The sequence below is a fragment of the Shewanella sp. SM74 genome (genome assembly GCF_025653725.1).
Taxonomy (GTDB): domain Bacteria; phylum Pseudomonadota; class Gammaproteobacteria; order Enterobacterales; family Shewanellaceae; genus Shewanella; species Shewanella oncorhynchi.
The window spans coordinates 76,635-95,979 of sequence record NZ_JAKKRZ010000009.1; the positions used below are offsets into that span (position 1 = coordinate 76,635).

Below are 19,345 nucleotides of genomic sequence, written 5' to 3' on the forward strand. Positions count from 1 at the left end.
AATGGCAAGCCAATTTAGCAACCATTGTTTAACGCAACTATCCGCTATTTCGAGCATTAATGGTTTCCAATTCAGAGCGTTAGACCTTACACAAGACATTCCAACACTACAGTCTTGGTTTAACCAAGATTACGCCAAGTTTTGGGGTATGCAGGACTTGAACCTTGATGCCATAAAAAATCTGTTAGCAACAACAGAACACAAGTTTGCCTTGATAGGTGAATGGCAGGCCAAAGCGCTATTTATGGTGGAACTCTACGATCCCGTCCACGATGAAGTCGGCCAGCACTATCGTGTTGCGCCGGGTGATTGTGGTATGCATCTGATTATCGCGCCGCCCGATGGCAAACCCGTCAGCGGCTTATCCTTGGAGGTGATGGATGCGATAGCGCAGCTCGTGCTTGAAAAACTGGCCTTTAATCGCCTCGTGGTTGAACCTGATCAACTTAATAGCAAAATTCATCGCTTAAATAGCCTGATAGGCATTCGCTATGAAAAAGCGATTCAGTTAAACACTAAAGCTGCTTTCCTCGGATTTTGCACTGCGGCCCAGCGCCTTCGACCATCGAGCACGCCCTCTTTGACGAGCCTAGCCCAAACAACCTCAGCCCTGCCAAGCTCAGATCAGTCAACGTCTGCTCTGCCAAACTTAGCAAGCCCAGCCCTAGCAAAGCCAAGCTCGCTCGCGGCATCTGCAATCTCTCCCATGACATTATCGACTCTTTAGGTGAATTAGATGAACTTACCCACAAAAGCCTTATTAATTAACCCATTGCCAACGCAAGATCATCATGATCAAGCAGTACGTGCTCAACAAAGCTCGGCGCTGTCGACAACATCGACTTCTATGCCGGAGCATTTGACTCCCGTCTATTGGCAAGCGGCTAATCGTCATTTAGTGAAGAAAATCCTCTGCGAATTCACCCACGAGAAGCTCATTACGCCGACCCTGTACGGGCAAAAAGCGGGGCTCAATCACTATGAACTGCGGCTCAAAGACAGCACTTATTATTTTAGTGCGCGGCACTATCAGCTCGATCATCTTGCTATCGATGCTGATTCCATCCGCGTTTCACTTGCAGGACAAGAGCAAATCCTCGATGCGATGTCGCTGATCATTTCCCTTAAAAATGACTTAGGGATCAGCGAAACCTTACTGCCTACCTATTTAGAAGAAATCACCAGCACTCTTTACAGCAAGGCGTACAAGTTAGCGCATCAGGCGATCCCCGCTGCCGCACTGGCGCGAGCCGATTATCAGAGCATAGAAGCGGGCATGACTGAGGGCCATCCGGTGTTTATTGCCAATAACGGCCGTATTGGTTTTGATATGCAGGATTACCGTCAATTTGCCCCAGAAAGCGCGATGCCGATGCAGTTAGTCTGGCTTGGCGTACGCAAGAGCAAAACCACGTTTGCCGCCCTCGAAAACTTGAGTCACGACGCATTATTAAAGAAGGAGCTTGGCCAGCAGTTCGATGATTTTCAGCAGCATCTTAAAACCCAGCAGCATGATCCACAGGACTTCTACTTTATGCCTGTGCATCCTTGGCAGTGGCGCGAAAAAATCGCCCGCGTCTTTGCCGGCGACATCGCCCGTGGCGATCTGGTTTACCTTGGTGAAGGCAGCGAACAATACCAAGTGCAGCAATCGATACGCACTTTCTTCAATCTTGCATCACCGCAAAAGTGCTATGTCAAAACCGCGCTTTCTATCCTAAATATGGGCTTTATGCGTGGTCTATCGCCCCTTTACATGAGCTGCACACCGCAAATCAATGCGTGGGTGGCGAACTTGGTTGAAAGCGACCCTTACTTTACTCAGCAAGGGTTTGTGATCCTTAAAGAAATTGCAGCCATAGGTTACCACCACCATTATTACGAGCAGGCACTCACCCAAGATAGTGCCTACAAAAAAATGCTTTCTGCCCTGTGGCGCGAAAGCCCACTGCCACACATTGATCCTAAGCAAAATCTGATGACCATGGCTGCGCTACTGCATACGGATCATGAAGATAAGGCCCTTATTGCAGCCTTGATAGCCGCCTCAGGCTTACCAGCAAAGGATTGGGTCAGTCGCTACTTAAACCTGTATTTATCGCCGCTGTTACATGCCTTTTTCGCCTACGATCTGGTCTTTATGCCCCATGGTGAAAACCTGATCTTAGTACTCGATGAATATGTGCCAGTCAAGATTTTGATGAAAGACATAGGCGAAGAAGTCGCGGTACTCAATGGCGCGAAGCCGCTACCTGATGATGTAAAACGCCTTGCGGTGAGCCTTGAAGAAGAGATGAAACTTAACTACATCTTACTGGATATTTTTGACTGTATTTTCCGCTATTTAGCACCGCTGCTCGATGAGCAAACCAGTGTCAGTGAAAGCCAATTCTGGGAGCTAGTGGCGGACAATGTACGTGATTACCAAGCCCAGCATCCACATTTGGCCGACAAGTTTGCCCAATACGATCTGTTTAAGGACAGCTTTGTACGTACGTGCCTCAATCGTATCCAATTGAATAATAACCAACAAATGATAGACCTCACCGACAGGGAGAAAAACCTGCGTTTCGCCGGTGGCATCGACAATCCCTTGGCGGCCTTTAGACAAAGCCATGCCTTTAAGCACCCTATGCTTAGCAACGCTGAGCAAAAGGCACGTTAACACACCAACCCCGAAACTTTAGCTGGGCCAATGTTAGCCCAGCTTGTTTAACCCCCAACCTAAACGGAATTAAAGATCAACATTATGAAGACTTTTCCTCTCTCCAGCATCGCACTCGTCTGTCGGCAAGCCCTCGTTAACCCGAAGCTATTGCTGTGCTCAGCCATGTTAGCCACGGTTCCCCATGCCACAGCTGATACTGTCGATGCGGATAGTAAGACTAAAAAGCACCAAAAAGAAATTGAAGTCATCAATGTCATTGGCGCTAAGGATTTACACGACAACCGTTATAAGACCCAAGCGATGAACACGGCAACTGGGCTCGATTTATCCTATCTAGAAACGCCGCAGTCGGTCACGTCTATCACCCGCCAAATGATGAATGATCAACAGCTTAATAGCGTGATTGATGCCATGACCAGCGTCGCGGGGATCAATGCCCGCCCAATGGATAACGACAGATACAGTATTAGTGCCCGCGGCATTGCCGTGAGCAGCATTTTGTACGATGGCGTGCCAACCACCTACGATACTCGCTTCAACTATGGGGATAATCTGATCGACACAGCCATCTACGAGCGAGTAGAAGTGGTACGCGGCGCGACTGGCCTCATGACGGGAGCTGGTAACCCCTCGGCGGCCATTAACCTTATCCGTAAACGCCCGACTCAAGAGTTTATGGGCAACACCTCGTTAAGTGTGGGCTCATGGAATAATGTGCGCGGTATGGTCGATGTTTCCAGCGGCTTAAATGATTCTGGTTCTGTGCGCGGTCGCGTGGTCGCCGCCTATCAAGATAAGGATTCATTCCAAGACAGGTACGAGCAGCAGCGCACAACGCTATACGGCATAGTCGAAACCGATATTGGTGATAGCACCTTATTCACCCTTGGTGTCGATTACCAAGATGCTACGCCGAGCGGCACTATGTCGGGCGGTTTACCGCTATTTTACAGCGATGGCAGTCGCACTAATTATGATCGTGCCACTTCAACGGCGCCCGATTGGGGCTCGGCGCATACCCAAGGACTCAACACCTTTGCGAGTCTCGAACACAGATTAGATAACGGTTGGAACCTAAAAGGGACTTACACCTACGGCGATAACTCATTGGAGTTCGATGTACTATGGGCCACGGGATATCCTGATCCTGTAACCAATATCGGCGCCACTGCAGGCTCTATCGCCTATGTCGACGGCAGTCGCACCCAACACAATGTGGATTTGCGCGCCGAAGGACAATACCAACTCTTTGGTCAGGAACATCAATTGATGTTTGGCTGGAATGGCCAACGCCAAGAGTTCGCCAATCCCTACTATTATCCCACTGCGGCAGTACCGCCTTTGGGGGATTTTCGCGATCCGAACTTCCAATATCCAAAACCTCAATGGAAGGAAACCTATACCACGGGTTCATTTGGCGAAACCAAACAGAGTGCAGCCTATGTAGCGACTCAGCTTAATCTCAGCGACGCGTTAGCTGTCCTCGTCGGATTACGCCTCAATGAGTGGGAAACCGACCAAGATAACTTTGGCAGCCGCTACGATTTCAACATCAGCAACGAACTCACCACTTACTTCGGCCTCACCTACGCCCTGACCGAGCAATATTCGCTCTATGCCAGTTATACGGATATTTTTGCACCGCAAACTAAGCAAAAAATCGATAAAAGCTATCTAGATCCGGTCAAAGGGAAAAACTACGAAGGCGGGATTAAGGCGAGCCTGTTCGATGAGGCTTTAGATATGTCGCTGTCGGTGTTTGAGATCAGACAAGACAATGTCGGAGTCAGCACTGGCGATGTGATCCCAGGAACAACAACGCAAGTGTATGAAGGCGTAAACGGTACAAAAACACAGGGATTCGAATTTGAATCAACGGGTAAAATCACTGATGACTGGAATCTTTACTTAGGTTACACCCAGTTCACTAGCGAAGATCCTGAAGGCAAACGTATCAGTACCACGTCACCACGTCAGCAGTTAAAACTCTTCACCACTTATACCTTTGGCGGTGATTGGCATAAATTGCAAATAGGTGCGGGGGTTAACTGGCAGAGCCGCGTCTACCAAACAGTTAATTCGCCACTTGGCAAAGTCGAAGTCGAGCAAGGCTCTTACGCGCTAGCGAGTCTAATGGCGAGTTACGCCTTCACCGAGCAACTTAAGCTCAGCGCCAACCTGCACAACGCCTTAGATAAAAGCTACTACAGCCAAGTCGGTCAATATAGTCAATTCCAATACGGTACGCCGCGAAGTGCCAGCTTAACCTTGGACTATCGCTTCTAAGTCAGATTTATATTGAGATCGTTCGAAAAACCTTGTGAGCCCAAATCTTGGGCTCGCAAGGTAATCATTTACATGGACTTATCGATAACCGCGGCAATCAATCACAGCCATTAAGGAGTCACTATGGCAAGCCAACGGAGAGACACCAGACTGCAAACATTGTGCGATATCTCGCCAAGCCACAACGCGTTGAATCAAACTATTTTGTCACTCAATCAGCTGTTACATCAACGGGCACCCTTCTATGGCGAGCACCTTCGCGCAACGCAGTCCACTACTGGGCTCAGTTTTGATGAATGGAGTAACGTCGATACTTATCAAAAACTCATTGCACGTTTTGCCATCGCACACCCTAGCGCAGAAACTCAGAGTGAAACTGAAGCTATAACTGAAGATGAAACCGAGGTTAGTAAAACAGCTGCAACCAGCCGAGCGCACGCTTTGGTCAGTAAAAGCGCTACGGCCAGTAGAGAAGACACTCGCAAAGCGCTGCATTCACTTTGGGGTCAATGGTATTTTGGCCTTTTAGTTCCGCCTGTGATGGAGTGGATTTTTAACGCAAAAAAAGCCGATTTCGAGCCTATTCACTGGCAGCCACAGTCCGTTTTTATGCAGGTACACGCCAGTGGCCGAGTGGCAAAATTTGAATTTAAAATAACAAAGCAACAGCCAAATACCGCTTTGACCTTTAAAAAACACCACGGCATCGAACCACTTTCCCAAATAAACACTAAGCCAAGTTTCAAGACAGACACTAAGGTACACTCGCCATTAACCTCATATAAGCCGCCAGTTGATAAAGAACTCGCCCTACAAGGCCTTATCTTAAACTTACTGCAACCGAGTGTTGAGCGACTACTCACTTTGAGCCCCGTGCCCGCTAAATTATATTGGAGTCACTTAGGCTATCTGATCCACTGGTATCTAGGAGAGTTGGGATTATCTCAGCAACAAAGTCAGCAACTTAAGCAAGCTCTGTTTCGCAGAACGACCTTTTTTGATGGCACCCAAAATCCACTGTATAACAGCATCAATTTGATTGTTGAACCCAAAGAAGGCAGCACAAACATCCACTGCATTCGGCGTACTTGCTGCCTAAGGTATCAACTCGCCAACACTGGCCAATGCCACGATTGCCCACTACTAAGTCGCCCTAACGCTAAGACAAACGCAACCAAACAGGCACAAGTCTAACTTGCCCATTAAACCCATTTAATGGGCAAGATCGCAATCCTAGGCCCATGGTGCTTTTGCCCTTATGTTGCACATGCTACACTCAAGCCCACGTCTCTTTAACATGATTATTTATGAAACAACTGCTTGATTTCCTGCCCCTCGTCATCTTTTTTGCCGTTTATAAATTTTTCGATATTTATATCGCCAGCGGCGCATTGATCGCAGCCACAGCGCTTCAATTGATCGTGACCTATGCGCTATATAAGAAACTTGAAAAGATGCACTTAATCACCTTTGCTATGGTGACAGTGTTTGGCACACTCACTTTAGTGTTTCACGATGATTCTTTTATCAAGTGGAAAGTGACCATTATCTATAGTTTATTTGCCATCGCCTTAGGTGTCAGTCAATTGCTCAATAAATCGATATTAAAGTCGATGTTAGGCAAAGAAATGCAAGTAGACGACAAAATTTGGGCTCGCGTAACTTGGTATTGGGTGATCTTTTTCGCCGCTTGTGGCCTAGTCAATATTTATGTCGCCTTTAGTTTGCCATTAGAAACTTGGGTCAATTTTAAAGTGTTTGGTTTAACCGCTTTAACCTTAATTAATACTGTCCTGACCGTATTTTATCTTTATAAACACCTTCCCGAAGATCAACGCAAGGAACTCAAATAATGTGGTATATGATTTCAGCTCAAGATTTTGAGAATAGTTTAGAAAAACGTTTAGCCGCACGCCCAGCCCATTTAGCTCGCCTGCAAGCCCTCGCCGATGAAGGTCGTTTACTGATCGCTGGCCCACACCCAGCCATCGACAGTGAAAACCCTGGTGATGCAGGCTTTAGTGGTTCACTGGTTGTCGCAGATTTTGAATCCTTAGTGGCTGCAAAACACTGGGCCGATGCCGATCCCTATATCGAAGCGGGCGTTTACCAAAGTGTTGTGGTTAAACCCTTTAAACGAGTCCTGCCTTAATGAAAATAGTGTCCTTTAACATCAATGGTCTGCGGGCGCGCTTGCATCAATTGCAAGCCTTAATCGATAGCCACCAGCCCGACATTATCGGCCTGCAAGAAACCAAAGTGCACGATGAGGCGTTTCCATTAGCCGAAGTCGAAGCCATGGAATATCAAGTGCATTACCACGGCGGTAAAGCTCACTATGGTGTTGCCATGCTGTCTAAAATCGCACCAGAAAAACTGCAAAAGGGTTTTCCAAGCGATGATGAAGATGCCCAGCGCCGCATGATTATCGGCACATTTACCCAAGCGAATGGTCGTCCATTGACTGTGTTCAACGGCTATTTCCCCCAGGGCGAAAGCATAGACCACCCAACAAAATACCCTGCTAAACGTAAGTTTTATCAGGATTTAATGCACTACTTGCAGACAAATCACAACAACGATGAAGATATCGCCATCATAGGTGACATCAATATTTCGCCGACCGATTTAGACATAGGCATAGGTGAAGTCAATCGTAAGCGTTGGCTGAAAACCGGCAAATGTAGCTTCCAACCGGAAGAACGTGAGTGGTTGAAAACCTTACAAGACTGGGGCTTAATCGACACTTTCCGTCAATTACATCCAGAGCGCATCGAACGTTATTCTTGGTTCGATTACCGCAGCAAAGGGTTTGATGACAACCGCGGCCTGCGAATTGATGTGATTTTAGCAACGCCTTCACTGGCAGCACGTTTAGTCGAATCCGATGTCGATTACAATCTGCGCGGCATAGATAAACCTTCAGACCACGCGCCCATTTGGAGCACGTTCAAAGAGGCTTAATTAGCTAACGTTCGATCATCTTAGTAGATATAAAACATCGGCTTAGGCCGATGTTTTTTTATGGGCGAAACATATTTTATCTTTGTCGTTCGATGAATGGTCAATGAGTCAGGTTTGATACTGAACGTAATTCACTTTTGGACAGATATGTCTTGAAGACGAGTGTTTTGGGACCAATAATTTTAGTTGTGAGGAGTTTAGCGTTTGCTGATATCCACTCACACATGCTTACCATGGTATTTGCTCGTCGACTCGCAGCCAGTCCATCCGTGGATGCTCGACCGCCCCATCTGATGTGAAAGGATTCACAAATGCCGCGATGGCATGGACGCCAAAGAGCGGCCATGTGCCGGACGGTCGTCTAGCTAATCACCATCGCTCACCTGTTTAGCATCGGCAAAACCTGTTTGTTTTAAAGAAATACGTAGCATGCTTTGGGACAAAAGCGTGTTAGGTCATCAGCTATAACAGGTGAATTTCGCATAGAAATTTCTATGGTGTAACGCCTTGCTCAGCTGCATTTTTGGAGTAGAAGCTTTTGTGTTATCAAACAAAAAAGAAGGAACGGAAAAATGTCAGATGCAGCAATTTGTTATGTTCGAATTCTAATAATACTATCAACATATTGATGGACCATTATTCAACTTTCACATAGAAGCAATTACATTTACAACTGAAAAGACCAATTTGAGGATCTTTAGGTGTAACGCCCTTACGTTTAGCTTGTGAGTTAGCAACTTCTACAGCGTGCTTAATCTCATTAATTTCTTTGCTAGATAGCCTTCTCGTATGCCCATGTACAGGACATCGTTCTCGTTCTCCATCACCCGATATTCGCTCTCCTGACATATTGATGCCCTCTTTCTAATTTCTACCGCTTTAAACATAACGCCGCCAGCAACTGCCGGAGTGAGTTGGAAGCTTTTTTACGTCTTTTTGCAAAAAAGAAGACAGTTTACGGAGGTCAGATTGACTGGCCTTGTTAAACATTTTAGAACTTGAGCGAATAACCACTGGAAACCCACTCATTGAAATTTTCCGCCAACAATACCATAGACTCTTTCGTTAAATCGCCGAAAGGTACCCTATAAACTGGCCAGTCTTCTGAACTTATATTATGTGTGGTATCGAAGACAATTGACTCTCCCCCACCATCTGAACCAATAGCAACCAACCCAGGCAAGTATTGCTCGTAGCAATAGGCTTCTGTTAATTCGGATATCTCTTTAGCGCTCCAGAGCACAACTGAGTCATCTGGTTCTTGCACGCCAATCGGAGTTTCTGCCCCATTAGTTTCAAGCAAGAACTTCTTATACTCACTCGGAAGATCTGTTCCTAACCATTTCTCAAGAGCCTGAATTTCTTCAGCACTTGCTGGATTTTCCGGATATTCGAATTTATCTCGATATTTGCTCATAATGCTTAACGCCCATTTAAGGGGCTGATAATCGTTTGCTAAAATTGTGTAGCGAAGCGAAGTCGAGCAAACTGTTAGCAGTCCCGCTTTAAATGCTTGTATGGGTTAACGTTTGGCTAAGGGGCAGGCTTTAACCCATCACTGAGAGCGGAGCGAACGATTTGAACCACTATTTAGGCTATCACAGTTACTCAAGGTCTACACAAACCTGCTTGTGCCATGCAGAAAGATTCGGCCATTCTTCCTTAGTGCTGCCGTTGTGAGACCAATAAATTATCTCACCCGTCTTTGCTATGCAGAAATAGTCGCCATTATCCTCGATGAATGGCAAAAGGTCTCTTGGAAGACCCATGACATTCCAGGCTGTTTCAGCAATGTCAAAGATATCAAGATGGCCAGAGCCGGGTAAAATTACCGCAGGCTCAAAGGTAGCGTTTGCAACATCGCTGCCAGACTTCAAAAATGATCGGTAGTCGTCATGAAAACTGATGCCCAGTTTGCTTTCAGCGCTGGCTATTTCGGTATCTGTCGGGTTTCGAAATGGATCGTTATTCATAATTATTGTTGCCTAACGTTAAGCGGCGTCCCAAGCCAATTTTAATTGACCGAGGCGAACAAGTGATACTCTAGTGAACGTTTATCATCAACAAACAATTTAAAATTGCTTGATATTTTTCTTAAATATTTCCGATAAAGGTTAACACAATCAGCCATATAGAAACCATCAATTTCCCCAAATTCTATTTTTACAAAACACAGATTTCCACCGCCAACCACAGTGAAATACCCTCCGCAAAAAAGGACATTTTCAGACATAACTTTCTCCCCTGAAATCTATGACCGTCAATTTAGATAATGTCACGCTGATAGAACGGAATAGGGCAATATAACTAAATAGTTCTTTGGGTACTTCCAAATTAAAATGGCGGAAATCTAAGATTTCCGCCATTGTCGGATGATACGTTACTACTTAACATGAGACTCAGTATCGGGCGTTATTGCTCAACACCCCATGCCGACGACTCACATTAAAGGTGACATATTAACTCGTGCGGTACTGCTTTAAAATGCCATCTAACTCGACCGAGGCATGGTGCAGATCATTGGCTAAGGTCACACTGCGCTGGGCTGTTTGTTTGATAGTTTCCGACTGATGGCGGATTTCATTCAATTGTCCGGCAATATCCCGCGCGGCGACACTCTGCTCTTCCGCCGAGGCGGCAATTTGGCTGCTCATATCAAATACCGCATTGACCGATTGCGCCATACCTTGAACATCATCACCGACGGCGATAATCGCACTGCGACCTTCATCGGCCTGATCGACTATCTCCATGGTAATGCTAGATAAACGAGTCGTGCCAGATTGTAAGCCTTCAATCATGGCCTGAATTTCTACCGTGGCCTGTTGAGTTCGACCCGCTAAGGTACGCACTTCATCGGCTACCACAGCAAAGCCACGACCTTGCTCACCGGCACGGGCCGCTTCAATGGCCGCATTTAAGGCTAACAAATTGGTTTGCTGGGAAATACTGTTAATGGTTGTGACTACAGCATCGATACTCGCCGCATCCTTAGACAATTGTTCCACCGATGAAAACGCCGCACCAATCTTAGTTGAGAGTAAACCAATGCTTTCCACTGTATGGCTAATACGCCCACGACTGGCCAACATTTGGCTTGAATTTTCCTTGGTTTGCAACGAAGTATTACTCGCATTAACAGAGACTTCTTCAATCGCTGAGGTCATTTGTGCCATCGCCACGGCAACGGAATCGAGGAATTGATGTTGGAACCCAATCAGTTTATCACTGGTGGCCGCCTGTTGATTAAATTCATCGGATGCCAATGATAAGGTCTGTGCATTTTTGCCAATGGCTGACACCATTTCACTCATATTGTCGGCGCAGCGATCGATTTCCCGAGCAATCAAACTGAAATCGTCAGTACCAAAGAAGTTTAATCTAAAGCTCAAATCACCATCGGCTAAGCGTTTGATGGCTAAGTACATGTCCCATAATCCACCACCGAGTGAAGTCGAAATCCAGTAACTCAGTTGGAATAAAGGCAACAAACCCACTAACGCTAACCAGAACATAAAGTTAGCATCGCTACGCGCATCGGCTTCCCACTCATGGACATTCTGCGTCAGTTGTAAGGCTTGACCTGACACACTGGCGCTGACCGTCACTTTATCCCCTTGACGCTGCGCATCACTTTGCCTTGAAGTTACAGTTAACCCGTATTGGCTGGCAAATTGAGATAAGGCGTCAGCTTGTAGCTTTTGCGCCGTTGCAACTTGCGCTAAGGTATCGACGCTAGCTTGAACCCGAGCGATTGAGGCCTGCTCAAGGTTACGGTGCGCATGTTGATAGTTGACAAGCGCCACGGCGGCCGTGATCAGCGCCACCATAGAACACACTACCCAAAACTTTCCGTTGAGACTGAACTTGATCAATATGGCATCAATGGTACGAAACTGGATTTGTTTCATCTTGATAATTCCTAAGAACAAAATGCTATTTGGCACTAAATCAGCAGTATAGCTCAGATTGTCACGACAACTATGTCAGTCATAAGATCTGAGCAGGTATTATGCTAATCCGTGCTAGCAACTTGGTTACGTGTGGCGGCAGACCACTTTTGTGTCAGAGTAACCAACTGCCCCGTTAACAGGCTCATGCTAAAACCTAATAAGCCACCAATGATCAACGACGGCACGACATTGGCCACATCACCCGCCATAGCAAAGGTAGTGCAACAGCCAATAAATGCGCCGGGAATAAAGCTAAGCTTTTGATAACTTGCCTGTAAACACATGGCCGAAGTGGCTATGCCGGTAAAAATATACCCAAATACGGGCGAAATAAAAAAGCTGCTACCCGAGATAATGAGCCAAGCCCAAAATACACCGGACAGGTTTGTGCACCACGCCATCATCACGCCCTGAAAGCCAGCCTTAGGTTGAGCAAAAAAAGTGCTACAACCTAAAAAGCCGATCCAAGTGACCAGATGAAAAGCATCTGCGACGCCACACCAAATAGCCGCCAATAGGCCGGCAGAAATAGCGACTTGCCAACGATTTTCCATGGATGACCCCTTTAGTAATTCTATTCACGGAAGTTTAATACCCTTGGGCGCTCTAAAATGTATATTTTGAGGTGGCTTGGGTAAACATATTGGTTAAATTACCTCTATTTTGGTAACAAAAACCTGATCTATTGCTAATTTTCGGCATTAATGCCCGTAAAATCGCTAACAAGCAAATTTTTTGTGGTAAAAAAACGAAAAAAGCGCTTATTAGGCGCTTTTTTGTTCAAACGGCTTTCAGTTAACCCTCTTGCCGACACTTACACTCGCAATAGTTTATTCACGGGAAGATCGCGGATCCTCTGCCCCGTCGCCGCAAAAATCGCATTGGTTAAACTCGGGGCAACGGGCGGCACACCCGGCTCACCCACGCCTGCGGGCGGCGCATCGGATGCAATAATGATGATCTCCATATCGGGGGTTTGGGGAAGTCGCAGCAAAGGATAATCGTGGAAATTCGATTGCTGCACTTTGCCCTCTTTGTAAGTGATTTCACCCATCAAGGCTAAACTCAGGCCAAATACAATCGCACCTTCTGTCTGTGCTTTTACCCTATCTGGGTTAACTATCGTGCCCGCATCGATAGCAGCGATGGCATTCAGCACTTTAAGCTGTTTATCCTCACTCACTTCCACCAGCATGGCCACGGCGACATAACTCACAAAACTGCGGTGTACGGCAAAACCCCAGCCCTGATTTTTACCCGCCTTGGGCGCCTTAGCTTGGGCTTTTTCGACCGCGTCGATTACCCCAAAATAGCGACTGACGTCCACAGGGTGACGATTGAACTCTTCGCCATAGTTGCCGTAGGTGAACTGTTGGTCGGTAAAGGTCTCACGCCTTGCTTCACCTAAAAGGCTACGCCACATTGCAGGGCAAGAAACCTGAGAACGATGAGCCATTTCATCGACAAAACTGCCGACACTAAAACCGTGCTGAATATTACACACAGAGCGCATCCAACCAATACGGCTATGCGCCTGCGCTTTTACCGCTTCGTATCTTAAATTTGGCAAAGCAAAGGGCACATCCACAAAGCCTAAATCCAACTCACCGCCAGAGGGATATTCCACCCCTTCGGCAAAGGTCGAGCTAATGGATGGAAATCCGGTACGGGCTAAAAGCGCGGTCGGTTTGTTATTGGCATCAAACAGTGCCTGATAGGACTGGGCGCTGATAGCATGGTAATAACCGTTTTGAATTTCATCTTCGCGGCTCCAACTCACCTTAATTGGACGCTTGAATTGCTTCGATAATAGTGCGGCTTCAACGCTAAAATCAGGTTTAGATTTACGCCCAAAACCACCACCCAATAGGGTGACATTCACTTTAATCGCATCTTCTTCCATACCTAGCGCTGCGGCCACATTTTGCTGGGTACTTTGCGGCGTTTGGGTCGATGCCCAGATTTCACAGCCCTTTTCAGTCACATGGGCGGTGGCAACGGGCGGCTCAATAGAGGAATGAATTAAATAAGGCACGGTATAAACCGCTTTTAACGTATTCGCCTCGGGCCAGTTTTTGATTTCATCACCAGCTTGACGCACGACATTACCGCTTTGCTGTACCCGCTCGACCAGTGACTTCAAATAAAGACTTGAATCATGCTGACTGTTGTCGGCCTGAGTCCAAGTGACTTTTAAGGCTTTGCGCCCTTCGAGGGCACTCCACGTGTTTGTGGCGATAACAGCTACGCCGCCCAAAGCCTGAAACGCGGGAGCGCCCTTAGCGGCTGGCAAACGATACACATCCACTACCCCAGCCACTTGACGCGCTGCGGTATCGTCCAAGCTTGCCACATCGCTCCCGAGCACCGGCGGGCGTATTATGCTGGCGTAAAGCATGCCATCGAGTTTGATATCGTAACCATAAATCGCGCTGCCACTTAACATGGCATCCATATCAACGATTTGGCGTGATGCGCCAATCTGCTTGAAATCTTTAACCTCTTTAAAGGTTAACGACTCAACGGCGGGTACGGGTTGCTCAGATGCGGCTAACGCTAACTCGCCGAACTTGGCCGAACGGCCCGTTTTAGCATGCAACACTTTATGGTCGGCGGTATGCACCTCGCTCACGGGGACTTTCCAGCGCGCAGCGGCGGCTTGCTCTAGCATGGTTCTTGCCATAGCCCCCATCTGGCGCATACGGTCGTAATTTTCGCGAATACTGCGGCTACCGTCGGTGTTTTGGCTGGCATAACGTTTATCGGCTAAGCCTTGAATAGGGACAATTTTATCCCAATCCGCGTCTAACTCTTCGGCTAAGACTTGCAGAATGCCGGTTCTGATCCCCTGTCCCATCTCGGAGCGATGGCAAGTGAGGTACACTTTGTCGTCTTCACCAATGGCAATAAACAGATTCAGCCGCGCTTCTTTATCCTGCGCCAACGCCATGGGGCTCCAAGTTAATCCACTCGCCCCTAATGTAAGTCCGCCCCCTACTGCGCCAAACAGTTTTAACACGTCGCGGCGGCTTAAATTTTCTACGGCAGTAAAAGTACTCATATTAGCCCTCCTGTTTGGCATAGTGTTGCAGCGCCGCTTTAATGCGTGGGTAGGTGCCACAGCGGCAGAGATTACCCGACATAGCAGAGTTGATTTGTGCTTCAGAAGGTTTCGGATGCTGCGCCACTAACGCCGCAGCCGACATCAATTGTCCCGCCTGACAATAGCCGCACTGGGGCACGTTATGTTCGGCCCAAGCATTTTTAAGCTTTTGATTATCTAGCCCTTCAATTGTTGTCAGACGTTTTCCCTGTGCCTGCCCCAAACTGGTTAAACAGGCGCGTACGGGTTGGCCGTCTAAATGCACAGTGCAAGCACCGCATAACCCTGCACCACAACCATATTTAGTGCCCGTGAGCCCTAAAATATCCCGTAACGCCCACAGGATTGGCATTTTAGGATCGGCATCTAAGGTAAATGATTTACCGTTGATGAAAAGTGTTTGGGTGGAAGCGGCGGTACTGGCTTCCTTGATAACTGCAATGGTTGATAATACTTCTGCCATAACTCACTCCTTAAGTGCCAACCACGACGCAAGATCGGCTTGGGTATCAATATCAATTGCGGCGCGGGGTAGTGTTATAGCGACTAACGCTCCCTGCTGTGCTTGTTGTTTTAGAATCGATTTCGCCCCGCGATCACCACTCAAGAGAGTGAACTGCGGTAATGTAGAGGCATTAAAAATAGCAGGTACGCCTAAATCATCCAAATAATGGGCGGCAACGTCTTTACCGGTTTCATGCCATGTCCAAATCAGTTGTCGATAATCGTCTGCACTCAAGGCCACTTGGTCTGCCAATGTCAGCAGCATGGCATCAAAGCCCTGCTCCTTGGCATAGCTTGCCGCCAAACTCACTGAGGATGCCAAGCCTGTTTGCCACTGTGGATTAACTAAAATATCAAAGGGTTGGCGGGAATGAAGCTCGACTAATAATGGCTGCAATATGTGCTGATGAGCACCGAGTATGATTAACAAAGGCGTATGCTGGAGCGAATGAGTGTCTTGGCAATACAAACCTAAATCTTGGCAATTAAGCTGCTGTAAACGCTCAACATGAGTGTTAATGATGGTTTGTTCGCGAATTTTCGTAGCGCTATGTGATGGTAGAAGTTGCGCTAACTTTACCCCATCAAAGCGCTTACTCTCACCCGCCGCAAGTACCACAATCAGCAGGCGCTTGGATGAAAGTGGCGTTTTCTCTGTCAACGTTAGCGCTGCCGACTTTGGCGCTGTAGACATTAGTACAGAAGACTTTTGTACTGGCGGCAATGTCATTAACGCATTATCTCATCGAGATGTTTTAAGGTTGCGCCATGGAGCACACCGTGGCACTGGGCCAAAATACTTAACGCCACTGCGCTCGGTAACTCGCCGCCAAGGGCAAGCCCCGCGGGAGCAGAAAATACCCCAGTAAAAGATTCAGCACTGAGCCCTGCCATTCCAAGCACTTTATCCCGTCGATGGGCAGGACCAAGCAAGGCGATATAGGCTAGCGGATGCGCTTGAATGACCTTTAATGCCGCAGCATCTAAGCCCAAGTTATGGTTCATCACCACGGCGCAATCCAATTGAGCGATATGATTCGCGGTTAATTCCCCCGCGGTCAGTTTAACTATATGGGCATGGGGGAAATCCGCCGCTCTGGCATAGGCGGTACGACCATCGAAAACAGTCACTTGCCAACCTAAAGTGTGGGCCATGGCGGCAACGGGCTTAGCATCGATACCACCGCCAAAGATCCCAAGATGGAATCTTGGTCTCAAGGGAATAATCAATGATTCTCCCGCGTCTTGGGTGAAAACGCCCGTGCGAACAAAATCGCTGGCGGGGAACGGCGTCAACTCCTCAGAATAAAACGCAGCGTGATACTGGCGTGCATCCGTCCCTGCTTTGACTAAAGGCAATTGGTAAAAACCCGACCGACCGTGACGAAATGCCTGCACTAGCTCAACTAAGCCAAGATCATGATTCTCTTTTAGCAGAGGGATCAACATGATATCTACTATGCCACCACAACCGAGTCGATAGCTGGCATCGGACTCATCGCTTGCATCATAGGTGACACACATGACTTGCTTAGTCTGCATGGCATTTTGAGCATGGCGGCGTAAATCGGCTTCTAAACAGCCGCCACTTAACATACCCACGCCTTGACCAAACTCATGGAACAACATCATGGCGCCGGGTTTGCGATAGGCCGAACCTTGAATTTTGGTGATCACCGCAAGCACCCAAGCGTCATCCGCCAGCGGTAGCCAATGCTCTAGTAAATCTTCGATTTGGTGATCCATCCGCAAGGACTCCATTGGGTTAGGGAGATTTAAAAAAATTTAATGCGCTTATAGCTATTGAAACGATCAGCCGTTAATAACGCAGCTATCGACGTCTATTTGTCATCAAAGCTTGACGCAAGTTTTATCAGCAAATAAAACCGCTTCGTCAAACGCTCGCATTAAACATATGGACAACCAAGTTAGCAAAGGCGTGTGCGTATTGAAAGGAGTAATAGATTTCAAAAAGTGTTAAAGCATAAAATATGTTCAGGGGGAGCTAAAGAGGAAGAATTGACGTCCATGTCTGAGTGGCGTTTGTTCGCAAACCAATCACATTTATCTAAAACTGGTATTCGCCCGCCTTAGTGCGCAGTATCTGGGATTGGTTGTCTAGACTAATGGATGTCGATTCAATCTGTTCGATAATCTGTGATACTTCACGGGAATTATCGCGGATCACCATCATGCTCGAAGCGATTTCTTTAGAAACCAAGGATTGTTCTTCGGTTGAAGCGGCAACCTGAGTATTGATCCCATGAATCGCTTCCGTACTATGGCGAATATCCTCAAATACTGCCACGATACGTTGCAGTTCTACCCCCGCCTTTTGCATTAGCGTCGCCGCTTGAGTCACAGATGTACCCACTTGATTGGTACGGCTTTGAAGGCTTGCGACAATATCATCGATTTCCTTAGTGGAATCTTGAGTGCGCTGGGCTAATGATCGAACCTCATCAGCTACCACAGCGAAGCCTCGTCCTTGCTCACCGGCCCGTGCGGCTTCAATCGCGGCATTCAGTGCCAGCAAATTCGTCTGCTCAGCAATCGCCTTAATCACACTCAACACATTGCTGACTTGGGTACTTTCGTTCACTAGATGTGACATAGAGTCTTGGGTATTCCTAAACTCAGTTTCTAATACCGACATGGCTTTCAACGCTTCCGATACCGTCTGTTTACCTACAGTGACATGCGTTTCATTTTCGGCGGCACGGCTTTCAGCATTCGAAGTGCTCTCACTCACATGCACTAAGGTCGTGGTCATTTCTTCCATCGCACTGGCGCTGGCGTCCAGTTCTCTCGCCACCCGATTTGAGCTTTCACGCGAAATTTGAATTGATGCTTTAGTTTGCTTAGCTAAATCAGCCACCTCTTTTGCAATGCCATCAGTCGTCGATAATGAACTGGCAAGGGAGGATATAAACAAGTTGATTTGATTAACGATTTCGCCAATTTCCCCCTGAGTCGTAACAGAGATCCGCCGCGCAAGATTTTTAGAGCGCTGAATATCGAGCAATTCAACACAGGTCTGCACTAAGGGAGTCACAATCCTGCTTTTAACGATAATAAATCCGCCAACGGCGGCTAAAATCACGATAAATAACACCAGTTGGGACCAGTTTAATGCCGCATGCAGGGAATCGAGTCGGTTATTCACATCACCATCGGTACGTTTATCCAATGCTGTAAAAAACTCATCAATCGGCTGCATGATCTTAGCTTTTTCTCTGTGGTATTGGTCGCTATGTAATAACTCCCTCGCCATGGTTAAGTTAGGCTCACCTTTGATCGTGTAGGTTTGGGTGTTGGGGTCCATAAAAATACCTTTAACGGCATTCATGGCTTTCACTTCGAGGGCGACTAACGCATCTGAGCTTTGCTGAGCTTGTTCAAGGTAACGGAATTCTTCATCAGAAAAACCGAGGGACTTCATTTGCGTGTTTATCGCAATGCTAGCACCGTCGGGTTTTGGCTTATCGCCATAGCTCAGCACCAAATCCCAGTAAATCTGGTGATATTTTTCAGGTCTAGACTTCTCACCATTACGGATAGCCAAAATATCCATATACATTTTTTCGTATTTTTCATCACCCGTTACAGCGTAAGTTCGAGCGAGACGCGTTAGGTCATCGGAACTTTGTCTTAACTCATCGGCAACTTGATAGGACTGATATCGGACGCTAGCCGCATCATTAAAGAGATCGATTTTAGACTTAACATTGAAGCTCAATACCGCAGAAATCACGGCACTCGCGACTATGGTCGAAAAGACCACGCTCATCATTGTTTTTGTTTTCATACTTACCCCAGTAGACGGAAGAACTGCTTTAAGTCTAGAAGGAAAAACAGAAAACATAA

Annotated in this window: 17 protein-coding genes; 7 read left to right on the plus strand and 10 right to left on the minus strand. The window is 47.1% G+C overall.

Annotated features, from left to right (window positions below):
- The first annotated feature begins 1 nt into the window (after window position 1).
- The 7 genes from L5M49_RS11460 (at window position 2) to xthA (ending at window position 7,918) form a co-directional block, all read left to right on the plus strand.
- The gene (locus L5M49_RS11460) at window positions 2–727 is read left to right on the plus strand and encodes a GNAT family N-acetyltransferase (RefSeq protein WP_263266101.1); all 726 of its coding nucleotides are present in this window, start codon (window positions 2–4) and stop codon (window positions 725–727) included.
- 9 nt (window positions 728–736) lie between these two features.
- Window positions 737–2,665, plus strand: coding sequence for an IucA/IucC family protein (locus tag L5M49_RS11465; RefSeq protein WP_263266102.1), 1,929 nt, complete (start codon window positions 737–739; stop codon window positions 2,663–2,665).
- Between the two features lie 84 nt (window positions 2,666–2,749).
- On the plus strand, window positions 2,750–4,954 hold the full coding sequence (locus L5M49_RS11470; protein ID WP_263266103.1) for a TonB-dependent siderophore receptor: 2,205 nt from the start codon (window positions 2,750–2,752) through the stop codon (window positions 4,952–4,954).
- 123 nt (window positions 4,955–5,077) lie between these two features.
- Window positions 5,078–6,148, plus strand: a complete 1,071-nt coding sequence (fhuF, locus tag L5M49_RS11475; RefSeq protein WP_263266104.1) for a siderophore-iron reductase FhuF — start codon at window positions 5,078–5,080, stop codon at window positions 6,146–6,148.
- A 113-nt stretch (window positions 6,149–6,261) separates the two neighbouring features.
- Complete coding sequence (locus L5M49_RS11480; protein ID WP_028761007.1) at window positions 6,262–6,807, plus strand: septation protein A; 546 nt, start codon at window positions 6,262–6,264, stop codon at window positions 6,805–6,807.
- Window positions 6,807–7,106, plus strand: coding sequence for a YciI family protein (locus L5M49_RS11485; RefSeq protein ID WP_028761008.1), 300 nt, complete (start codon window positions 6,807–6,809; stop codon window positions 7,104–7,106). Before L5M49_RS11480 ends, L5M49_RS11485 begins: the two co-directional genes overlap by 1 nt.
- The gene (gene xthA / locus L5M49_RS11490) at window positions 7,106–7,918 is read left to right on the plus strand and encodes an exodeoxyribonuclease III (RefSeq protein WP_263266105.1); all 813 of its coding nucleotides are present in this window, start codon (window positions 7,106–7,108) and stop codon (window positions 7,916–7,918) included. The genes L5M49_RS11485 and xthA overlap by 1 nt, the downstream gene beginning before the upstream one ends.
- Before the next feature lie 991 nt (window positions 7,919–8,909).
- Here the strand turns inward: xthA and L5M49_RS11495 are convergent.
- The 10 genes from L5M49_RS11495 to L5M49_RS11540 all read right to left on the minus strand — a co-directional run bounded on the left by L5M49_RS11495 (window position 8,910) and on the right by L5M49_RS11540 (window position 19,286).
- The gene (locus L5M49_RS11495) at window positions 8,910–9,335 is read right to left on the minus strand and encodes an SMI1/KNR4 family protein (protein WP_131523523.1); all 426 of its coding nucleotides are present in this window, start codon (window positions 9,333–9,335) and stop codon (window positions 8,910–8,912) included.
- Window positions 9,336–9,522: 187 nt separating this feature from the next.
- The gene (locus tag L5M49_RS11500; RefSeq protein WP_028761011.1) at window positions 9,523–9,891 is read right to left on the minus strand and encodes an SMI1/KNR4 family protein; all 369 of its coding nucleotides are present in this window, start codon (window positions 9,889–9,891) and stop codon (window positions 9,523–9,525) included.
- Window positions 9,892–9,932: 41 nt separating this feature from the next.
- On the minus strand, window positions 9,933–10,151 hold the full coding sequence (locus L5M49_RS11505) for a hypothetical protein (RefSeq protein ID WP_263181532.1): 219 nt from the start codon (window positions 10,149–10,151) through the stop codon (window positions 9,933–9,935).
- 226 nt (window positions 10,152–10,377) lie between these two features.
- Entirely contained in the window at window positions 10,378–11,829 is a 1,452-nt protein-coding gene (locus L5M49_RS11510; RefSeq protein WP_263139063.1) for a methyl-accepting chemotaxis protein, read from the minus strand.
- Window positions 11,830–11,933: 104 nt separating this feature from the next.
- Entirely contained in the window at window positions 11,934–12,425 is a 492-nt protein-coding gene (locus tag L5M49_RS11515; protein ID WP_113940728.1) for a DUF1097 domain-containing protein, read from the minus strand.
- Window positions 12,426–12,685: 260 nt separating this feature from the next.
- Window positions 12,686–14,932 carry a xanthine dehydrogenase family protein molybdopterin-binding subunit gene (locus tag L5M49_RS11520; RefSeq protein WP_263266106.1) on the minus strand — a complete coding sequence of 749 codons (2,247 nt, stop codon included), beginning with the start codon at window positions 14,930–14,932 and terminating at the stop codon, window positions 12,686–12,688.
- A gap of 1 nt (window position 14,933) precedes the next feature.
- A complete protein-coding gene (locus L5M49_RS11525) occupies window positions 14,934–15,437 on the minus strand; it encodes a (2Fe-2S)-binding protein (RefSeq protein ID WP_263266107.1) in 504 nt (167 codons plus the stop codon).
- Window positions 15,438–15,440: 3 nt separating this feature from the next.
- Window positions 15,441–16,208: an NTP transferase domain-containing protein gene (locus L5M49_RS11530; RefSeq protein WP_411569104.1), complete on the minus strand. Its 768-nt coding sequence runs from the start codon at window positions 16,206–16,208 to the stop codon at window positions 15,441–15,443.
- The gene (locus L5M49_RS11535; RefSeq protein ID WP_263266109.1) at window positions 16,208–17,224 is read right to left on the minus strand and encodes an XdhC family protein; all 1,017 of its coding nucleotides are present in this window, start codon (window positions 17,222–17,224) and stop codon (window positions 16,208–16,210) included. Before L5M49_RS11535 ends, L5M49_RS11530 begins: the two co-directional genes overlap by 1 nt.
- Window positions 17,225–17,546: 322 nt before the next feature.
- The gene (locus tag L5M49_RS11540) at window positions 17,547–19,286 is read right to left on the minus strand and encodes a methyl-accepting chemotaxis protein (protein WP_263266110.1); all 1,740 of its coding nucleotides are present in this window, start codon (window positions 19,284–19,286) and stop codon (window positions 17,547–17,549) included.
- Window positions 19,287–19,345: the final 59 nt, after the last annotated feature.